Source organism: Streptomyces sp. NPDC002884, from assembly GCF_040295245.1.
Classification (GTDB): domain Bacteria; phylum Actinomycetota; class Actinomycetes; order Streptomycetales; family Streptomycetaceae; genus Streptomyces.
The window spans coordinates 127,616-144,198 of sequence record NZ_JBEOVB010000017.1 but is presented as its reverse complement, the minus strand read 5'-3'; the positions used below and the strand labels follow the sequence as shown (position 1 = coordinate 144,198).

The following is a 16,583-nucleotide window of genomic DNA, read 5'->3' as shown; positions in this document are numbered from 1 at the left end:
GCCTGTCCGGCCGACTCCGCCGGGTCGGTCTAGTCGTCCTTCAGCACGAACGACGTCTGCGCCTTGGCGAACCCGGGGGCCTTCGCCTCCACCAGATACGTACCGGCTTTCGCCGCCCCCGCCGGAGGCGTCGCGCACTCGGGGGCGCTCGGCTTGCGGTCCCACTTCACGGTGTACGTGAAGCTGTCCCCGGCCGGCACCCGGTACAGCAGGCTCCCGGCCGTCCTGGGGCAGTCGGCGGAAGACCAGTACGCGTCGTCGCCGCCCGTCTGAGTGATCGTCAACACCGCGGCCTTCGGGCCGAGATCGACCTTGCAGTCGCTCCCCGAGGCGTTCTTCGCGATCAGTTGGAACGTGGGCGCCTGGTCGGGCGAGTAGGAGTTCTGGACGCTCCGCAAGGTCAACGTGACCACGCCCGCGGTGCAGTTGGGCAGGGTCGTCCCGGCCGGCAGCGTCGTCCCCGTGCCGCCGGCGCCGGCACTGCCACCGCTGCCACTGCCGCTGTCACTGCCGTTGGCACCGTCGTCGGTACTGCCGGCACCCGCCGAGTCGCCGTCAGAGCCGCCCGAGCCGGCGCCGTCGCCCGAGCCTGATCCCGAACCGGACCCGCTGGAGGTGCCGTCGCCCGACTCGTCGCGGCCCCCCGGATTCTGGCTGATCGCGGGCCCCGATCCGGACGGCCCCGGCGTGATCGAGGAGGCGGGATTCTTGCCTCCGCCGCCGTCGGCGCCGTTCTTGCCGCCGCCCCCGCCCGAGGTCACCACCCACAGGGTCACCAGTGCCAACAGGGCGCACACGGACAGCAGTACGACCCTCCGACGCCAGTAGATGGAGGAGGGAAGCGGCCCGACCGGATTGCGCAGAGATCCCACGGCGCAAACTGTACGAGAGATCGACGGGTTAACCGGCCCCACCCGCCGCTCGGAGCGCAACTTTTCCGGATCATCATCCCGGAAACCGTCTCCCCGTACCCGACTTCGGTCCGCGCGGCCACCCTCCTCGCCGATCACACCCGTTGCACCTCTGGCCACGACCCCGGGCACGCGCGCGTGACGCGCCCGCGGGGCCCCGCCCGGGCGAGTGGCGGTACGCGCGCGTGCCCCGTTCCGCATGGCAGGATCGGAAGAGCCATGACTGCGCCCACGAAGCCCCCGCACCGATCCCCCGCCCGCGCCGACGTCGACGCCACCGCGGCGGACCTCCACTCCCCGGTGATCGACTGGTTCGACGAGAACGCCCGTGACCTGCCCTGGCGACGCCCCGAGGCCGGCGCGTGGGGCGTGATGGTCAGCGAGTTCATGCTCCAGCAGACACCGGTCAGCCGTGTCCTGCCGGTCTACGAGCAGTGGCTCGCCCGCTGGCCGCGCCCCGAGGACCTGGCCGCCGAGGCCCCGGGCGAGGCCGTACGCGCGTGGGGGCGGCTCGGCTATCCGCGCCGCGCCCTGCGGCTGCACGGCGCGGCGGTGGCGATAACGGAACGGCACGGCGGCGACGTGCCCTCGGGCCACGCGCAGCTGCTCGCACTGCCCGGCATCGGCGAGTACACGGCCGCGGCGGTCGCCTCCTTCGCCTACGGGCAGCGGCACGCCGTCCTGGACACCAACGTCCGCCGCGTCTTCGCGCGCGCCGTCACGGGCGTGCGGTACCCGCCGAACGCCACCACGGCCGCCGAGCGCAAGCTGGCCCGCGCCCTGCTGCCCGACGACGAGCCGACCGCCGCACGCTGGGCGGCCGCGTCCATGGAGCTCGGCGCACTCGTCTGCACGGCGAAGAACGAGACGTGCGTGCGCTGCCCGATCGCGGCGCAGTGCGCCTGGCGGCTCGCGGGCAAGCCGGAGCACGACGGCCCGCCGCGCCGGGGCCAGACGTACGCGGGCACCGACCGGCAGGTCCGGGGCAAGCTGCTGGCCGTCCTGCGGGACGCGCACACCCCCGTGCCGCAGGCCGCCCTGGACCAGGTGTGGCACGAGCCGGTGCAGCGCGCGCGTGCGCTGGACGGCCTCGTCGCGGACGGACTCGTGGAGCCGCTCCCGGGCGGGCTGTACCGCCTGCCGCTGACCTGACGCACGGTCATTTCACAGGTGTGCGGCTTCATCACGGCCGTCACCGGCCCTTTGTCACGCCCAACAGCCGGACAAATCACCGCACAGTCGAGCCATTCGGCCTGTTCCTTTACCCCAAACCTATTTCCGTTACACAACCGACGGACAGCTGAGCGCTGGCCGCAGGCTGCCTCGGACAACGCCGTGACAACACCTCCGTAGCTTCATTTGCGTACCCGGCAGGACCACGGGGGCGACAGACCACAGGCAGTGAACCGGCGGCGGCAGTCCGCCGGTACGGGGAATCGGAGGCGGTTGACCATGGCACAGGGCGAGGTGCTCGAGTTCGAGGAATACGTCCGTACGCGGCAGGACGCGCTGCTGCGCAGCGCCCGGCGTCTGGTCCCGGACCCGGTCGACGCGCAGGACCTCCTCCAGACCGCGCTGGCCCGGACGTACGGCCGCTGGGACGGCATCGCGGACAAGCGGCTCGCGGACGCCTACCTGCGCCGGGTCATGATCAACACGCGCACCGAGTGGTGGCGGGCCCGCAAGCTCGAGGAGGTCCCCACCGAGCAGCTCCCGGACGCCTGTGTGGACGACTCCACCGAGCAGCACGCCGACCGCGCCCTGCTGATGGACGCGATGAAGGTGCTCGCTCCGAAGCAGCGCAGTGTCGTGGTGCTGCGACACTGGGAGCAGATGTCCACGGAGGAGACGGCCGCCGCCCTCGGCATGTCGGCCGGAACGGTCAAGAGCACGCTGCACCGGGCGCTCGCCCGGCTCCGCGAGGAGCTGGAAGCCCGCGATCTGGACGCACGCGCGCTGGAGCGTGAGGAGCGGGAGCGTTGCGCGGCGGCCTGACCGAGGCCGGGCCCACACCGGCCCGAAGCACCATCCAGGCGGCGATCACGGCGATGTCCGTGCTCGCCGCCCTCGCCCTTTTCGCCTCCGCCTGCGCCACCGGCGGCACCGGCGCCCGTGACGAGGGCCCGGCTCACTCCGACGCGGTGGCGGGCGCCGGCATCTCCCCGTCGGCCGCCTCCACCGGCCCCCCCGACCCGACGGAGGCGGTCCGGCTGATCAAGGACGACCCCGAGGTCTCGGCGGAGGTCAAGCGCGAGCTGCAGCCCTGCGTCGGCGACGAGTACCCGGTCGACGTGTCGTACGGCGACCTCACCGGCGGCTCCGGCGACGACATCATCGTCAACGTGCTCACCTGCGGTGACGTCGTCGGCATGGGCTCGTACGTGTACCGGAAGGACGGCGGCGGCGGCTACCGGAACGTGTTCCAGGCCGAGGAGCCTCCCGTCTACGCGGAGATGGACCGGGGCGACCTGGTGGTGACCAAGCAGGTGTACGAGAAGGGCGACCCGGTCTCCGACCCGTCCGGCGAGAACGTGATCACGTACCGCTGGACCTCGGGCCGCTTCGTGAAGGAGTACAGCTGGCACAACGACTACAGCAGCGTCGTCGGTGACGAGCCCACGGTGGCGCCGGAACCGAGCTGACCTGCCCGGACGCGGCCGGCCGAAAAATTCTCCGGCAGCGTGAACCGATCGGGCCGCTCGTTCCGATCAATGGATGGACGGGCGAGGACGGGCAGTGACGAGCGGGGGCGCGCGAGGACGGACCGCACGGAGAAGGACAGGGATCGTGCGCGAAGTGAACGCTCGCCGCGCTCCACGCGTCCAAGCAAGGGACACACACGACAGTTCACCGACAGGTGAGCGACTGGGCGCGGGCGGAAGCCCGTCAGACTGACGACCCGCACGCACACGAGACCGCATACGAGAACTGAGAGCACCGGGATGGCAGACCAGACCCACGTCCTGTTCGTCGAGGACGACGACGTCATCCGCGAGGCCACCCAGCTCGCCCTCGAGCGGGACGGCTTCGTGGTCACCGCGATGCCCGACGGCCTGTCGGGCCTGGAGGCGTTCCGTGCCGACCGCCCCGATATCGCGCTGCTGGACGTCATGGTGCCCGGCCTGGACGGGGTGAGCCTGTGCCGGCGCATCCGGGACGAATCCACCGTGCCGGTGATCATGCTGTCGGCGCGCGCCGACTCCATCGACGTCGTCCTCGGTCTGGAGGCCGGCGCCGACGACTACGTGACCAAGCCCTTCGACGGCGCCGTGCTGGTCGCCCGGATCCGCGCCGTGCTGCGGCGCTTCGGACACGCGGGCGGCGGCGACCGTACCGAGCCCGAGGTCTCCGCGGCCGGCGGTGTGCTGTCGTTCGGCGATCTGGAGATCGACACGGAGGGCATGGAGGTGCGCCGGGCCGGGCAGCCGGTGGCGCTGACCCCGACCGAGATGCGCCTGCTGCTGGAGTTCTCCTCCGCTCCGGGCACGGTCCTCTCGCGCGACAAACTGCTGGAGCGGGTGTGGGACTACGGCTGGGGCGGCGACACCCGGGTCGTGGACGTCCATGTGCAGCGGCTGCGGACGAAGATCGGCCAGGACCGTATCGAGACGGTCCGCGGTTTCGGCTACAAGTTGAAAGCCTGAGCGGGGCAGGGGCGGAAGGATGCGGGGGATGATCCGGCAGCTGGTTCCGGCTCGCAGAGAGCGGGTGGGCATCCGTACGGGGCTGCGGTGGAAGCTGAGCGCGGCGATCGCGCTGGTCGGTGCGCTGGTGGCGATCGCGCTCAGCCTGGTCGTGCACAACGCCGCACGCGTGTCCATGCTGGACAACGCGCGCGATCTCGCCGACGAGCGCATTCAGATCGCCCAGCGCAACTACGAGCAGTCGGGGCGGCCGAACTTCCCCAACGTCAAGATCGACGACTCCAGCCTGCCGCAGTCCTTGCGGGAGAAGGTCCACGAGGGCCGTCGGGCCACGTTCGTCTCCGACCGCACGCGCGGGGTGCCGGACATCTGGGCGGCCGTGCCGGTCAAGGACGGGCACGTGCTGTCCCTGCACACCGGCTTCACCGACCGCAGCACGGACATCCTCAAGGACCTCGACCAGGCCCTGGTGATCGGTTCCATCGCGGTCGTGCTCGGCGGCAGCGCGCTCGGCGTGCTCATCGGCGGGCAGCTCTCGCGCCGGCTGCGCAAGGCGGCGGCCGCGGCGAACCAGGTCGCGAGCGGCGAGTCGAACGTGCGGGTGCGGGACGCCATCGGCGGGGTCGTACGGGACGAGACCGACGACCTGGCGAGCGCGGTGGACGCCATGGCGGACGCGCTGCAGGAGCGGCTGGAGGCCGAGCGCCGGGTCACCGCCGACATCGCGCACGAACTGCGCACCCCGGTGACGGGGCTGCTGACGGCCGCCGAGCTGCTGCCGCCCGGCCGGCCGACCGAGCTGGTCCTGGACCGGGCGAAGGCGATGCGCACCCTGGTCGAGGACGTGCTGGAGGTGGCCCGTCTCGACGGTGCCTCGGAGCGCGCGGAACTGCAGGACATCGTGCTGGGCGAGTTCGTGGCTCGCCGGGTCGCGGCCAAGGACCCGGACGTCGAGGTGCGGGTGGTGCACGAGTCGATGGTCACGACCGACCCCCGGCGCCTGGAGCGCGTGCTGTTCAACCTGCTGGCCAACGCCGCCCGGCACGGCAAGCCGCCGATCCAGGTCACCGTCGAGGGCCGGGTCATCCGGGTCCGCGACCACGGCCCCGGTTTCCCCGAGAACCTGCTCGCGGAGGGGCCCAGCCGCTTCCGCACCGGCAGCGCCGACCGGGCCGGGCACGGACACGGGCTCGGGCTCACCATCGCGGCGGGCCAGGCGCGGGTGCTCGGCGCCCGGCTGACCTTCCGCAACGTACGGCCCGCGGGGGCCCCTGAGCACATACCCGCCGAGGGTGCCGTCGCCGTCCTGTGGCTGCCCGAGCACGCGCCGACGAACACGGGAAGCTACCCGACGATGCCGTGACGGCGGCCACCGTCCGGGCGCGTGGCACGACGGGATCAGGGAGGCGGCGCGCACGACACGGGCGGTCCGGTGCCGGGTACCGGCGGTCGCCAGCCCCTCTCACCGCCGGGAGAGCGGCGCCGCCGGCTCACGACAGGCAGAGCCGCGCCGGGTCGGGCGCACAGCACAGACCGCAGGCCCCCCGGGGCGGACACCGCCGGGGGGCCTGCGTGTACAGCAGCGCGGTCAGACGGCCTCGACCAGGGGCGGCTGCGTCGCGGCAGCGCCGTCGGCCGGCTCGTCGCCGTCCTTCTGCGGCCCAGCTCCCTTGAGCGGGACCTCCTTGACGAACACCGCCGCCACCAGCGCGACCACCGCCACCACGGCTCCCAGCAGGAACGCCGAGTGGGTGCCGGACGACACCGCGTGCTGGTAGGCCTCCCGGGCCGCGGCGGGCAGCTTGGCCAGGCTGGCCGCGTCCAGTTGCGCGGACTGCTCGGTGACCTTCGAACCCAACGCGCCGGCCCGCTCGGACATGACGTCCTGGACGCGGTTGTTGAACAGCGCACCCATGATCGCGACACCGAAGGAGGAGCCGAGCGTACGGAAGAGGGTGGTGGACGAGGAAGCGACGCCCATGTCCTTCATCTCGACGCTGTTCTGCGCGACCAGCATCGTGATCTGCATGAGGCAGCCCATGCCGAGACCGACGACGGCCATGAACACACCGGAGGTGAGGCGGCTGGTCCCGGTGTCCATGGTGGACAGCAGGTACAGGCCGATGACCATCGCGACACTGCCGACCAACGGGAAGATCTTGTACTTGCCGCTGTTGGTGGTCACCCGGCCCGCCACCATCGAGGTGACCAGCATGGCGCCGAGCATCGGCAGGAGCAGCAGACCGGAGTTGGTCGCGGAGGCGCCCTGCACCGACTGCTGGTACAGCGGCAGGAAGAGGGTGGCGCCGAACATCACGAAGCCGGTGACGAAGCCGATGATCGACATCAGGGTGAAGTTGCGGCTGCGGAAGATGTGCAGCGGCACGATCGGCTCGGCGGCCCTGGTCTGCCAGAACACGAACCCGATGAGGGAGGCGACGCCGATCCCGATGAGCTCCATGATCCGCGCGGACGACCAGGCGTACTCCGAGCCGCCCCAGGTGGTGACCAGGACGATGGAGGTGATGCCGACGGTCAGCAGCGTGGCGCCCAGGTAGTCGATCCGCGACTGCGAGCGCTTCCTCGGCAGGTGCAGAACGGCGCTGATGAGGGCCAGCGACACCACGCCGAGCGGCAGGTTGATGTAGAAGGACCAGCGCCAGCCCCAGTTGTCGGTGATGGTGCCGCCGACCAGCGGGCCGCCGATCATCGCGAGCGCCATGACGCCAGCCATCATGCCCTGGTACTTGCCGCGCTCCCGCGGCGGGATGAGGTCACCGATGATCGCCATGACGCCGACCATCAGACCACCGGCGCCGAGGCCCTGGATCGCGCGGAAGCCGATCAGTTCGCCCATGTTCTGGGCCATGCCGCTCAGCGCGGAGCCGATCAGGAAGATCACGATGGACGTCATGAAGGCGCCCTTGCGCCCGTACATGTCGCCGATCTTGCCCCAGATCGGGGTGGAGGCCGCGGTCGCGAGGGTGTACGCGGTCACGACCCACGACAGGTGTTCGAGCCCGCCGAGTTCGCCGACGATCGTCGGCATCGCCGTGCCCACGATCATGTTGTCGAGCATCGCGAGCATCATCGTGATCATCAGCGCGAGCAGGACGACCCGCACGCTCCTCGGCTGTTTCTCCGCCTCGGTCTCGACTGTCTTTGTGTCCGCCATGGTTGCCACTCCCCTGGGCTTCCCCCCGGCCGGCTACTTACTTGCCGCCCGGCTAGTTCACTACACTGGGAAGGTAGACCTGCAACTAGCCGGGCGTCAAGTAAGTTTCCGCATCTAACTAGCCGGACGGCAAGTAAGTTTCGCGGGAGCGCGAGGACCACGAGAATGGACGTCAGCATGGACGGCACGAAGCAGCAGCGGCGCGGCAACACCCGCCAGCGCATCCAGGACGTCGCACTCGAACTCTTCGCGGAGCAGGGCTACGAGAAGACCTCTCTCCGCGAGATCGCGGAGCGACTGGAGGTCACCAAGGCGGCCCTGTACTACCACTTCAAGACCAAGGAAGAGATCATCGTCGGCATCTTCACGGATCTGACGAAGCCGATCGAGGACCTGATCGAGTGGGGCGGGAACCAGCCGCACACCCTGGACACCAAGCAGGAACTCATACGGCGCTACAGCCGGGCCCTCTCCGAGGCGACCCCGCTCTTCCGCTTCATGCAGGAGAACCAGGCGACGGTGCGGGAGCTCCAGATCGGCGACTCGTTCAAGGACCGCCTGCGGGGCCTGCGCGACATCATCATCGACCCGGACGCCCCCCTCGCCGACCAGGTCCGCTGCGTGAGCGCCATCTTCACGCTGCACGCCGGCATGTTCTTCCTCCAGGACCTCGAAGGCGACCCCGAGGACAAGCGCGCAGCCGTCCTCGAGGTCGCCATCGATCTGGTGACGCAGGCGCATCAGGGCACCTGATCACATCGGCGTCAGACCTTCACGCCCTTGCCGTGCAGGAAGGTGACCGGGTTGATCGCCGAGCCGTAGTTCGCGGTCGTACGGATCTCGAAGTGCAGGTGGGGACCGCTGGAGTTGCCGGTGCTGCCGGACAGCCCGATCTTCTGGCCCGTCTTGACGACCTGGCCGACCTTCACGTGGATGCTCGAGAGGTGGGCGTACTGCGAGTAGACGCCGTTGGAGTGCTTGATCACGATGGCGTTGCCGTAGGCGGGGCCGTCACCGGCGCCGTTGCCGCCGGCCTTGACCACGGTGCCGCCGTGCGCGGCCATGACCTTGGTACCGGTCGGCACGGCGAAGTCCTGACCGCTGTGGGTGGACTGCCACATCGCGCCGGCCTGGGCGTAGCCGGCGGACAGCGTGTACTTCTTCACCGGGTCGATCCAGGAAGCGGCCGAGGCGGCCGTCTTCGCGGCGGCGGGTGCGGCAGCAGGCGCCGCGGCGGACGCCACTCCGCTCCCCAGCACGACCGAGGCGCCCAGGGCGGCGGCGCCGACGACCACGCGAGTGCGGAGCTGGGACGTACGGGAAGAACGGAACGTGACGCGCTGGAACATCGAAGACCTCATGGGGACGGGGACAGAAGAAACCACCCGGCGTGAACCTCCGCCGAAGTGGCCATCCCTTGGTAACCCCGGGGCCCACAGACCCCCAAACGTGTGATCTACGACGGAACCTAGTACTTCACCCCAAAACTTCCCACTTCTTGACAGAACCCCCTTTCCGGACACATTCGACACTCGCCCACACCGGAGGCCCGAGTGGGGATCGAGACCTCTGGGGTATACGTCCGTTTTAGTCCGATTCAGGTTACGACTAACCGGCCTAGTAGGGTCCGAATCGCCTGTGCGCCATGTCACCGGCCGTCCCCTGCAAGGGACTTCGGAATGTGACGGCGACTACTCCCGTACCCCGCAGGGCACTTGTGACCCCGCTCACGTTCGCATGCACGGGTCTGTGACCGGGCTCTCATCGGCCTCTACCGTCCAGTAACCCGCTGGTTCCCCCCAGGCCACCCCCAGCGATCAGCATGCTCACGACACCGGTAGCGCAAGGACGCGAGAGGACCCCACACATGACCAGAGGCAGCTGGACGCGCCGCATCGCCATGACCGCCGTGGCGACGGCGGCCGTCACGGCGATGGCCGTACCGGTCGGCGCCCAGGCCGCGACGGCCACCGGCACCTCCACCGTCTCCACCGCAGCCGCAGCCGCAGCCGCAGCCGCAGCCGAGGACGTCGACTACGCCACCTGGCAGCAGGACTGCCAGGCCGTGATGAACCAGGCCCTGCCGACGCTGAAGCAGCGCATCGCCGCGACCAAGCCGGGCGAGAAGCAGGCGATCGTCTTCGACATCGACAACACCACCCTGGAGACCGACTTCGGCTTCAGCTACCCCCAGCCGGCCAACAAGCCGGTCCTCGACGTGGCCAAGTACGCCCAGGAGCACGGCGTCTCGCTGTTCTTCGTCACCGCCCGCCCGGGCATCATCTCCGGGGTGACCGACTACAACCTCAAGTACGTCGGCTACAAGGTCTCCGGTCTCTACGTACGCGGCTTCCTGGACCTCTTCAAGGACGTCGCCACCTACAAGACCGCCCAGCGCGTCGACATCGAGTCCAAGGGCTACACGATCATCGCGAACATCGGCAACAGCGCCACCGACCTCTCGGGCGGCCACGCCGAGACGACGTACAAGCTGCCGGACTACGACGGCCAGCTGTCGTAGTACTCGCACGGCCGTGCGGGGCCTGCGGAACGCATGCGAAAGGGGCCGGTGCTGTGAAGCACCGGCCCCTCTCCGCGCTCTGTCCCCGGAGGGTCAGGCGTCCTTGCTCAGGTTCGGTCCGGCGCCGCCGGCCGCCTGCTCGATCGGCGGGACGTCGGGCAGGGCCGACTTCTCCTCGCCACGGAAGGTGAAGGTCTTGGTCTCACCCTCGCCCTCGGTGTCCACGACCACGATGTGACCGGGGCGCAGCTCGCCGAAGAGGATCTTCTCCGAGAGCGTGTCCTCGATCTCGCGCTGGATGGTGCGACGCAGCGGACGCGCACCCAGCACCGGGTCGTAACCCTTCTTCGACAGCAGCTCCTTCGCGGCCTGGGAGAGCTCGATGCCCATGTCCCGGTCCTTGAGGCGCTCGTCGACCTTGCCGATCATCAGGTCGACGATCTGGAGGATGTCCTCCTGCGTCAGCTGCGGGAAGACGACCACGTCGTCGACACGGTTGAGGAACTCGGGCCGGAAGTGCTGCTTGAGCTCGTCCGAGACCTTGTTCTTCATGCGCTCGTAGTTCGACTTCTTGTCGCCCGAGGCCGCGAAGCCCAGGTTGAAGCCCTTGGAGATGTCCCGGGTGCCGAGGTTGGTCGTCATGATGATGACCGTGTTCTTGAAGTCCACGACCCGGCCCTGGGAGTCGGTCAGACGACCGTCCTCCAGGATCTGGAGCAGCGAGTTGAAGATGTCCGGGTGGGCCTTCTCGACCTCGTCGAAGAGGACGACGGAGAACGGCTTGCGACGGACCTTCTCGGTCAGCTGGCCGCCCTCTTCGTAGCCCACGTATCCGGGGGGCGAACCGAAGAGCCGCGACACCGTGTGCTTCTCGCTGAACTCCGACATGTCGAGGGAGATCAGCGCGTCCTCGTCACCGAAGAGGAACTCGGCGAGCGCCTTGGACAGCTCGGTCTTACCGACACCGGACGGACCGGCGAAGATGAACGAACCACCGGGACGCTTCGGGTCCTTGAGGCCGGCACGCGTACGACGGATCGCCTTCGACAGCGCCTTGACGGCGTCGATCTGGCCGATGACCCGCTTGTGGAGCTCGTCCTCCATGCGCAGCAGGCGGCTCGACTCCTCCTCGGTCAGCTTGAAGACCGGGATACCGGTGGCGGTCGCGAGGACCTCGGCGATCAGCTCGCCGTCGACCTCGGCGACGACGTCCATGTCGCCGGCCTTCCACTCCTTCTCCCGCTTGGCCTTGGCGGCCAGGAGCTGCTTCTCCTTGTCGCGGAGGGAGGCGGCCTTCTCGAAGTCCTGCGAGTCGATCGCGGACTCCTTGTCGCGGCGGACGCCGGCGATCTTCTCGTCGAACTCGCGCAGGTCCGGCGGCGCGGTCATCCGGCGGATGCGCATCCGGGAACCGGCCTCGTCGATCAGGTCGATCGCCTTGTCCGGCAGGAAGCGGTCCGAGATGTACCGGTCGGCCAGGGTGGCGGCCTGGACCAGCGCCTCGTCGGTGATCGAGACACGGTGATGCGCCTCGTACCGGTCGCGCAGACCCTTGAGGATCTCGATCGTGTGCGGCAGGGACGGCTCCGCGACCTGGATGGGCTGGAAGCGGCGCTCGAGGGCCGCGTCCTTCTCCAGGTGCTTGCGGTACTCGTCCAGCGTGGTCGCACCGATGGTCTGGAGCTCACCGCGGGCCAGCATCGGCTTCAGGATCGAAGCGGCGTCGATGGCGCCCTCGGCGGCACCCGCACCGACCAGCGTGTGCAGCTCGTCGATGAACAGGATGATGTCGCCGCGGGTGCGGATCTCCTTGAGGACCTTCTTCAGGCGCTCCTCGAAGTCACCGCGGTAGCGGGAACCGGCGACCAGGGCGCCGAGGTCCAGGGTGTAGAGGTGCTTGTCCTTGAGGGTCTCGGGCACCTCGCCCTTGACGATGGCCTGGGCGAGGCCCTCGACGACGGCGGTCTTGCCGACACCGGGCTCACCGATCAGGACCGGGTTGTTCTTGGTACGGCGGGACAGCACCTGCATGACCCGCTCGATCTCCTTCTCGCGCCCGATGACCGGGTCGAGCTTGGACTCACGAGCGGCCTGGGTGAGGTTCCGGCCGAACTGGTCGAGGACCAGGGACGTCGAGGGCGTGCCCTCGGCAGGGCCACCACTGGCGCCGGCGGTCTCCTTGCCCTGGTAACCGGAGAGCAGCTGGATGACCTGCTGCCGCACCCGGTTGAGATCTGCGCCCAGCTTGACGAGGACCTGGGCGGCGACGCCCTCGCCCTCGCGGATCAGGCCGAGCAGGATGTGCTCCGTGCCGATGTAGTTGTGTCCCAGCTGAAGGGCCTCGCGGAGCGACAGCTCCAGGACCTTCTTGGCACGGGGGGTGAAGGGGATGTGCCCGGACGGGGCCTGCTGGCCCTGGCCGATGATCTCCTCCACCTGCTGGCGGACCGCCTCGAGCGAAATCCCGAGGCTCTCAAGGGCCTTGGCGGCGACACCCTCACCCTCGTGGATCAGGCCCAGGAGGATGTGCTCGGTGCCGATGTAGTTGTGGTTGAGCATCCGGGCTTCTTCCTGAGCCAGGACGACAACCCGCCGCGCGCGGTCGGTGAACCTCTCGAACATCGTTAATCGCTCCTCAGAGCGGTCAGGCAGTGGGGGGAACTTCCCCTCCCTGTCCTTCCGCAGCTTAGTCCCGCAAGCGGGGACCGCTCATTCCAACTGCCGACACCGTCGATGGCCTCCTGACCCCGAACGCCGACATCTGCTCCAACCCGATGGTGCGAGACGATGTTCCCGCAGGCCAGGCAGTTACCCCAGTCGCCAGTACGCCGATGGCGAACGTGAGACGGCCTTTCCTGCGTGTCGCCCCCTCCCACTAGGGATGTCTTACCCGCTGCTACCGACAGTCCATGCCGTGCGCACCGGTCCCCTCCGCTATGGGCGAACAACCTTCCGCCTCCCGACACCCCCACGCGCCCCGTTTGTCGACACAGGGCGCATCCGTCCAAACACCCACCGTAACCCGCGGGCCTTTTCGGCGGTTGCACTTGGCATGGTTGGCTCAGTCCCACCGGCTGTCTGCTCGGCCGCCGCTGCGATCCTCACGGTCCCCCTCCCCCGACGGCCGCTCGACCCGGATGATCCGGCCGACCGGATCCGCGGCTGGTACGAGAACGAACTGGGCTGGCCGACGGTGCCCGGGGAGCCGGTACGACTTTTGGTGGGCGAGCGCTTCGACGTGCTGGAAGTGCCGGCCGAGGCGGGCCTCGCCGCGCTGCGGCGACTGGCGCCGGGCTCGCCGGTGGCCGTGCGGGGCGACCGGATGCGGCTGCTGGTGGCGGCGGGCGGCGCGGAGGAGGTGCCGGGGATCCTCCAGTGGCTGGAGTGGGGCGCGCTACCACTGGATCTGACGGCGATCGGCGCGGGCGAACTCATCGAGGCCCCGCTGCCGCCCCCCGCCGGGGGCCAGGGCCGCGATCCGGGCCCGCACCGTCCCGGAGCGGTGCAGGGGGCCGCCGTCTGGCTGCGGCCCCCCGTGGCAGGGCGCGAGGCCGAGGCCTCGCTGCCGACGATGTCGGCACTGGGGGGCGTTGGGGGCGCCCCCGATCTCGTACGGCTGGTGGACACGCTGGCGACGCACTGTCACCGTGTCCGGCTGCGGCGCGCGAGCGCTCAGCCGTTGGCCTTCTCGTAGGCCTCGCGAATGGACGCCGGAACGCGGCCGCGGTCATTGACCTCGTGACCGTTTTCCTTGGCCCACGCGCGGATCTGGGCCGTGTCCTGGCTGCCACCGGTAGCGGCACGCGCCTTTCCACGCCCGCCCGCGGCACGGCCTCCGGTACGGCGGCCACCCTTCACGTAGGGCTCGAGAAGTCCACGGAGCTTGTCCGCATTGGTAGTCGTGAGATCGATCTCGTAGGTCTTGCCGTCCAACGCGAACGTCACGGTCTCGTCCGCCTCGCCGCCGTCGAGGTCGTCGACAAGAAGGACCTGAACCTTCTGTGCCACCGGATTTCCTTTCATCGAAAACGTGAGGGCCGGGGGTCCGCGGCGTACGCCGTTTAGCCGCGCCCTGTTATATGCAGTACAGCAGTACGTCGGAAAGCAAACCGCTTTTGCTGGGAAAACACAAACCCCCGGCAGGGGCCCGCAGCCCGCCCCTCGCCCGGAAACGTGCGCGTTTCGGACATAGGGAACCCGGGCAAGACGGGTCGGTGTGAATGGACGTCGACGATCACAGATGCAGAAGCATCCGGCTGTTGCCCAAGGTGTTCGGTTTCACTCGTTCGAGTCCGAGGAACTCCGCGACGCCCTCGTCATAGGAACGCAGCAGCTCCGCGTAGACATCGGTGTCGACCGGCGTCTCACCGATCTCCACGAAGCCGTGCTTGCCGAAGAAGTCGACTTCGAAGGTCAGACAGAAAACCCGTCGAACGCCGAGCCAGCGCGCGGTGTGGAGCAACTTCTCCAACAACTGGTGGCCGATGCCCGCGCCCTTGAGCCCGGGCTTCACCGCGAGAGTGCGGACTTCCGCCAGGTCTTCCCACATCACGTGCAGGGCGCCGCAGCCGACCACCTCGGCGTTGTCGTCGCGTTCGGCGACCCAGAACTCCTGGATGTCCTCGTAAAGCGTCACCGTCGCTTTGTCCAGCAGGATGCCGCCGCGGACATGGGCGTCAAGGAGACGGCGCACGGCGGAGACATCGCCGGTCCGGGCCCGGCGGACGGTGATGGCTTTAGCGGTGACTTCGGGGTTCTCGGCCGAGGGACTCTCTGCTGACATGAGCGGACGCTATCGCCCGTCGGCCTCCGTCGCCGAGCCGGGGTTCTCACCGGTACTCCCCGTACTCTCCGGACTCCCCGCAGTCGCGGGTTCGGCAGTTTCCGGACCCTGGACCATGCGCACGGCGTCGCGAAGCGCGTGGCGCTGTTCCTCGCTCATCATCCCGAAGAAGGCGACGAGAGCGGCGGCGGGGTTGTCGCTCTGCGCCCAGGCGTCGTTCATCAGGGCGGCCGCGTAGGCGGCCCGGGTCGAGACCGCCTCATATCGATAGGCCCGGCCTTCGGCTTCACGCCGTACCCAGCCCTTCTGATGGAGATTGTCCAAAACGGTCATCACCGTGGTGTACGCGATGGACCGTTCCTGCTGAAGGTCTTCCAGGACTTCTCGAACGGTCACCGGGCGGTTCCACTTCCACACCCGCGTCATGACCGAGTCTTCGAGTTCTCCCAATGGACGAGGCACAGCTCAGAACAATAGTGGGAGATCTCGCCAATCGCGTGCCGGACGTGCGCTTTCATCGGCAAACGGGAACAAAAAGGGCGTGCGGCTCCGAAAAGAGCCGCACGCCGTGGGCGGTGCGGGAGCGTCGCGGGCCGGTCAGGCGTCGGGGCTCACCGAGGCCTGACGCGCGCCGTCCGCGCGCGCGAGGACGGCGTCGACCGCCGCGTCCTCCTTGGCCTTGTTCGCTCCGCCCTGGGTCTTCACGATCACCCTGATCACACCGATGAAGAACACGGCCATGACGACGGGAGGCACGAGCGCGGAGACGTAGTCCATGGAACCAGGGTAGCCAGGGCGGAACGGGACATCGGGGCGGGGTCGCCCGGGTCAGCCGGCCGCCAGCCGCTGCTGCTCCGGACCGGCGGGCGGCGGGGTCGGTCTGCGGCGCGGGAAGACCTCGCCCGGCGTGGGAACGGGCCGCCGGGCGGGCTCCGGGGCGGGCTCGGCGGGGACCGGACCGGGGGCGGGCGTGGCGGGCTTCCCGGCGGGTTTACTGCGCGGCTCCTCGTCCGGGCGTCCGCCCGGATCACCGGCGGCGACGGGCGGACGGGCGCGGCCGTCCCCGGAGAGGCCCCCGGGAAGGGCCAGGAGCCGGGTACGGGACGCCGGGACGGTGGGGGCGGCCTCCGGGGCCCTGTGGGCCGCCCGGCGGGCCAGACGGGCGCGTACGTCCCGTTCGGCGAGCGTCTGACAGCGGCCCAGGAGGGCAGCGGCCGTGGGGTTGCCGCGCAGGGCGCGGAGGGCGGCGAGGTCGTCGGGCTCGGGCCGGTATCCGGTGGGCAGTACCTCCTCGAGGAGCGTGAGGTAGCCGGCGGCCGTGCCGGGGAGAGCGGCGCGGTACCGGGTGAGGTCGGCCACCAGGAAGGCCCGCAGTCGGGCGGCCTCGTGCATCGCCTCGTCGAGGGACTCGGCGAGGCGATGGCAGTCCTGGATGTCCTCGGCGGAGACGGGGCCGGGGTGGAGGGCGAGGGCGAGGGCGCGGCGGAGCACTCGCAGCTCCTCCGTGCCGAACGCCATGCCGCCGCGGGATCCGTAGGGCGTGGGCATG

17 protein-coding genes are annotated in these 16,583 nt (G+C 69.6%); 8 read left to right on the top strand and 9 right to left on the bottom strand.

The genetic code is table 11. The features are described from left to right. Window positions 1-29: 29 nt before the first annotated feature. A complete protein-coding gene (locus tag ABT070_RS29240) occupies window positions 30-872 on the bottom strand; it encodes a hypothetical protein (RefSeq protein ID WP_351764861.1) in 843 nt (280 codons plus the stop codon). A 258-nt stretch (window positions 873-1,130) separates the two neighbouring features. On the opposite strand from ABT070_RS29240, the gene ABT070_RS29235 reads away from it, so the two are divergent. From ABT070_RS29235 to cseC, 5 genes are all read left to right on the top strand, one after another. After that, a complete protein-coding gene (locus ABT070_RS29235) occupies window positions 1,131-2,063 on the top strand; it encodes an HhH-GPD family protein (RefSeq protein WP_351764860.1) in 933 nt (310 codons plus the stop codon). 300 nt (window positions 2,064-2,363) lie between these two features. Continuing rightward, window positions 2,364-2,906 (top strand): SigE family RNA polymerase sigma factor, encoded by a 543-nt coding sequence (locus ABT070_RS29230; RefSeq protein ID WP_069773156.1) that lies wholly within the window; start codon window positions 2,364-2,366, stop codon window positions 2,904-2,906. Beyond that, window positions 2,891-3,553, top strand: coding sequence for a hypothetical protein (locus ABT070_RS29225; RefSeq protein ID WP_351764859.1), 663 nt, complete (start codon window positions 2,891-2,893; stop codon window positions 3,551-3,553). The genes ABT070_RS29230 and ABT070_RS29225 overlap by 16 nt, the downstream gene beginning before the upstream one ends. Before the next feature lie 300 nt (window positions 3,554-3,853). Continuing rightward, entirely contained in the window at window positions 3,854-4,555 is a 702-nt protein-coding gene (gene cseB / locus ABT070_RS29220) for a two-component system response regulator CseB (RefSeq protein WP_351764858.1), read from the top strand. A gap of 28 nt (window positions 4,556-4,583) precedes the next feature. Beyond that, the gene (gene cseC, locus ABT070_RS29215; protein WP_451101605.1) at window positions 4,584-5,918 is read left to right on the top strand and encodes a two-component system sensor histidine kinase CseC; all 1,335 of its coding nucleotides are present in this window, start codon (window positions 4,584-4,586) and stop codon (window positions 5,916-5,918) included. A gap of 225 nt (window positions 5,919-6,143) precedes the next feature. On the opposite strand, the gene ABT070_RS29210 is transcribed toward cseC, so the two are convergent. Beyond that, window positions 6,144-7,730: an MDR family MFS transporter gene (locus ABT070_RS29210; RefSeq protein ID WP_351764856.1), complete on the bottom strand. Its 1,587-nt coding sequence runs from the start codon at window positions 7,728-7,730 to the stop codon at window positions 6,144-6,146. Between the two features lie 165 nt (window positions 7,731-7,895). Here ABT070_RS29210 and ABT070_RS29205 point away from each other — a divergent pair, with 165 nt between their 5' ends. Then, entirely contained in the window at window positions 7,896-8,483 is a 588-nt protein-coding gene (locus ABT070_RS29205; protein WP_351764855.1) for a TetR/AcrR family transcriptional regulator, read from the top strand. A gap of 11 nt (window positions 8,484-8,494) precedes the next feature. On the opposite strand, the gene ABT070_RS29200 is transcribed toward ABT070_RS29205, so the two are convergent. Beyond that, complete coding sequence (locus ABT070_RS29200) at window positions 8,495-9,079, bottom strand: M23 family metallopeptidase (protein WP_351764854.1); 585 nt, start codon at window positions 9,077-9,079, stop codon at window positions 8,495-8,497. A gap of 518 nt (window positions 9,080-9,597) precedes the next feature. Between ABT070_RS29200 and ABT070_RS29195 the strand changes: the two genes are divergently transcribed. After that, a complete protein-coding gene (locus tag ABT070_RS29195) occupies window positions 9,598-10,251 on the top strand; it encodes an HAD family acid phosphatase (protein WP_351764853.1) in 654 nt (217 codons plus the stop codon). A 93-nt stretch (window positions 10,252-10,344) separates the two neighbouring features. Here the strand turns inward: ABT070_RS29195 and ABT070_RS29190 are convergent, their stop codons facing one another. Beyond that, window positions 10,345-12,873 carry an ATP-dependent Clp protease ATP-binding subunit gene (locus ABT070_RS29190; protein WP_351764852.1) on the bottom strand — a complete coding sequence of 843 codons (2,529 nt, stop codon included), beginning with the start codon at window positions 12,871-12,873 and terminating at the stop codon, window positions 10,345-10,347. A 430-nt stretch (window positions 12,874-13,303) separates the two neighbouring features. Between ABT070_RS29190 and ABT070_RS29185 the strand changes: the two genes are divergently transcribed. Continuing rightward, window positions 13,304-13,945, top strand: a complete 642-nt coding sequence (locus tag ABT070_RS29185; RefSeq protein ID WP_351764851.1) for an SCO3374 family protein — start codon at window positions 13,304-13,306, stop codon at window positions 13,943-13,945. Here the strand turns inward: ABT070_RS29185 and ABT070_RS29180 are convergent. The 5 genes from ABT070_RS29180 to ABT070_RS29160 all read right to left on the bottom strand — a co-directional run bounded on the left by ABT070_RS29180 (window position 13,924) and on the right by ABT070_RS29160 (window position 16,552). Next, the gene (locus ABT070_RS29180; protein ID WP_351764850.1) at window positions 13,924-14,259 is read right to left on the bottom strand and encodes a histone-like nucleoid-structuring protein Lsr2; all 336 of its coding nucleotides are present in this window, start codon (window positions 14,257-14,259) and stop codon (window positions 13,924-13,926) included. The two genes, ABT070_RS29185 and ABT070_RS29180, sit on opposite strands and share 22 nt — an antisense overlap. A 226-nt stretch (window positions 14,260-14,485) precedes the next feature. Beyond that, the gene (locus ABT070_RS29175; protein ID WP_020132477.1) at window positions 14,486-15,034 is read right to left on the bottom strand and encodes an amino-acid N-acetyltransferase; all 549 of its coding nucleotides are present in this window, start codon (window positions 15,032-15,034) and stop codon (window positions 14,486-14,488) included. A gap of 9 nt (window positions 15,035-15,043) precedes the next feature. Continuing rightward, the gene (locus tag ABT070_RS29170; RefSeq protein ID WP_351764849.1) at window positions 15,044-15,484 is read right to left on the bottom strand and encodes a BlaI/MecI/CopY family transcriptional regulator; all 441 of its coding nucleotides are present in this window, start codon (window positions 15,482-15,484) and stop codon (window positions 15,044-15,046) included. Window positions 15,485-15,631: 147 nt separating this feature from the next. Then, window positions 15,632-15,811: a hypothetical protein gene (locus ABT070_RS29165; protein ID WP_351764848.1), complete on the bottom strand. Its 180-nt coding sequence runs from the start codon at window positions 15,809-15,811 to the stop codon at window positions 15,632-15,634. 51 nt (window positions 15,812-15,862) lie between these two features. Next, the gene (locus ABT070_RS29160; protein ID WP_351764884.1) at window positions 15,863-16,552 is read right to left on the bottom strand and encodes a hypothetical protein; all 690 of its coding nucleotides are present in this window, start codon (window positions 16,550-16,552) and stop codon (window positions 15,863-15,865) included. Window positions 16,553-16,583 lie beyond the last annotated feature (31 nt).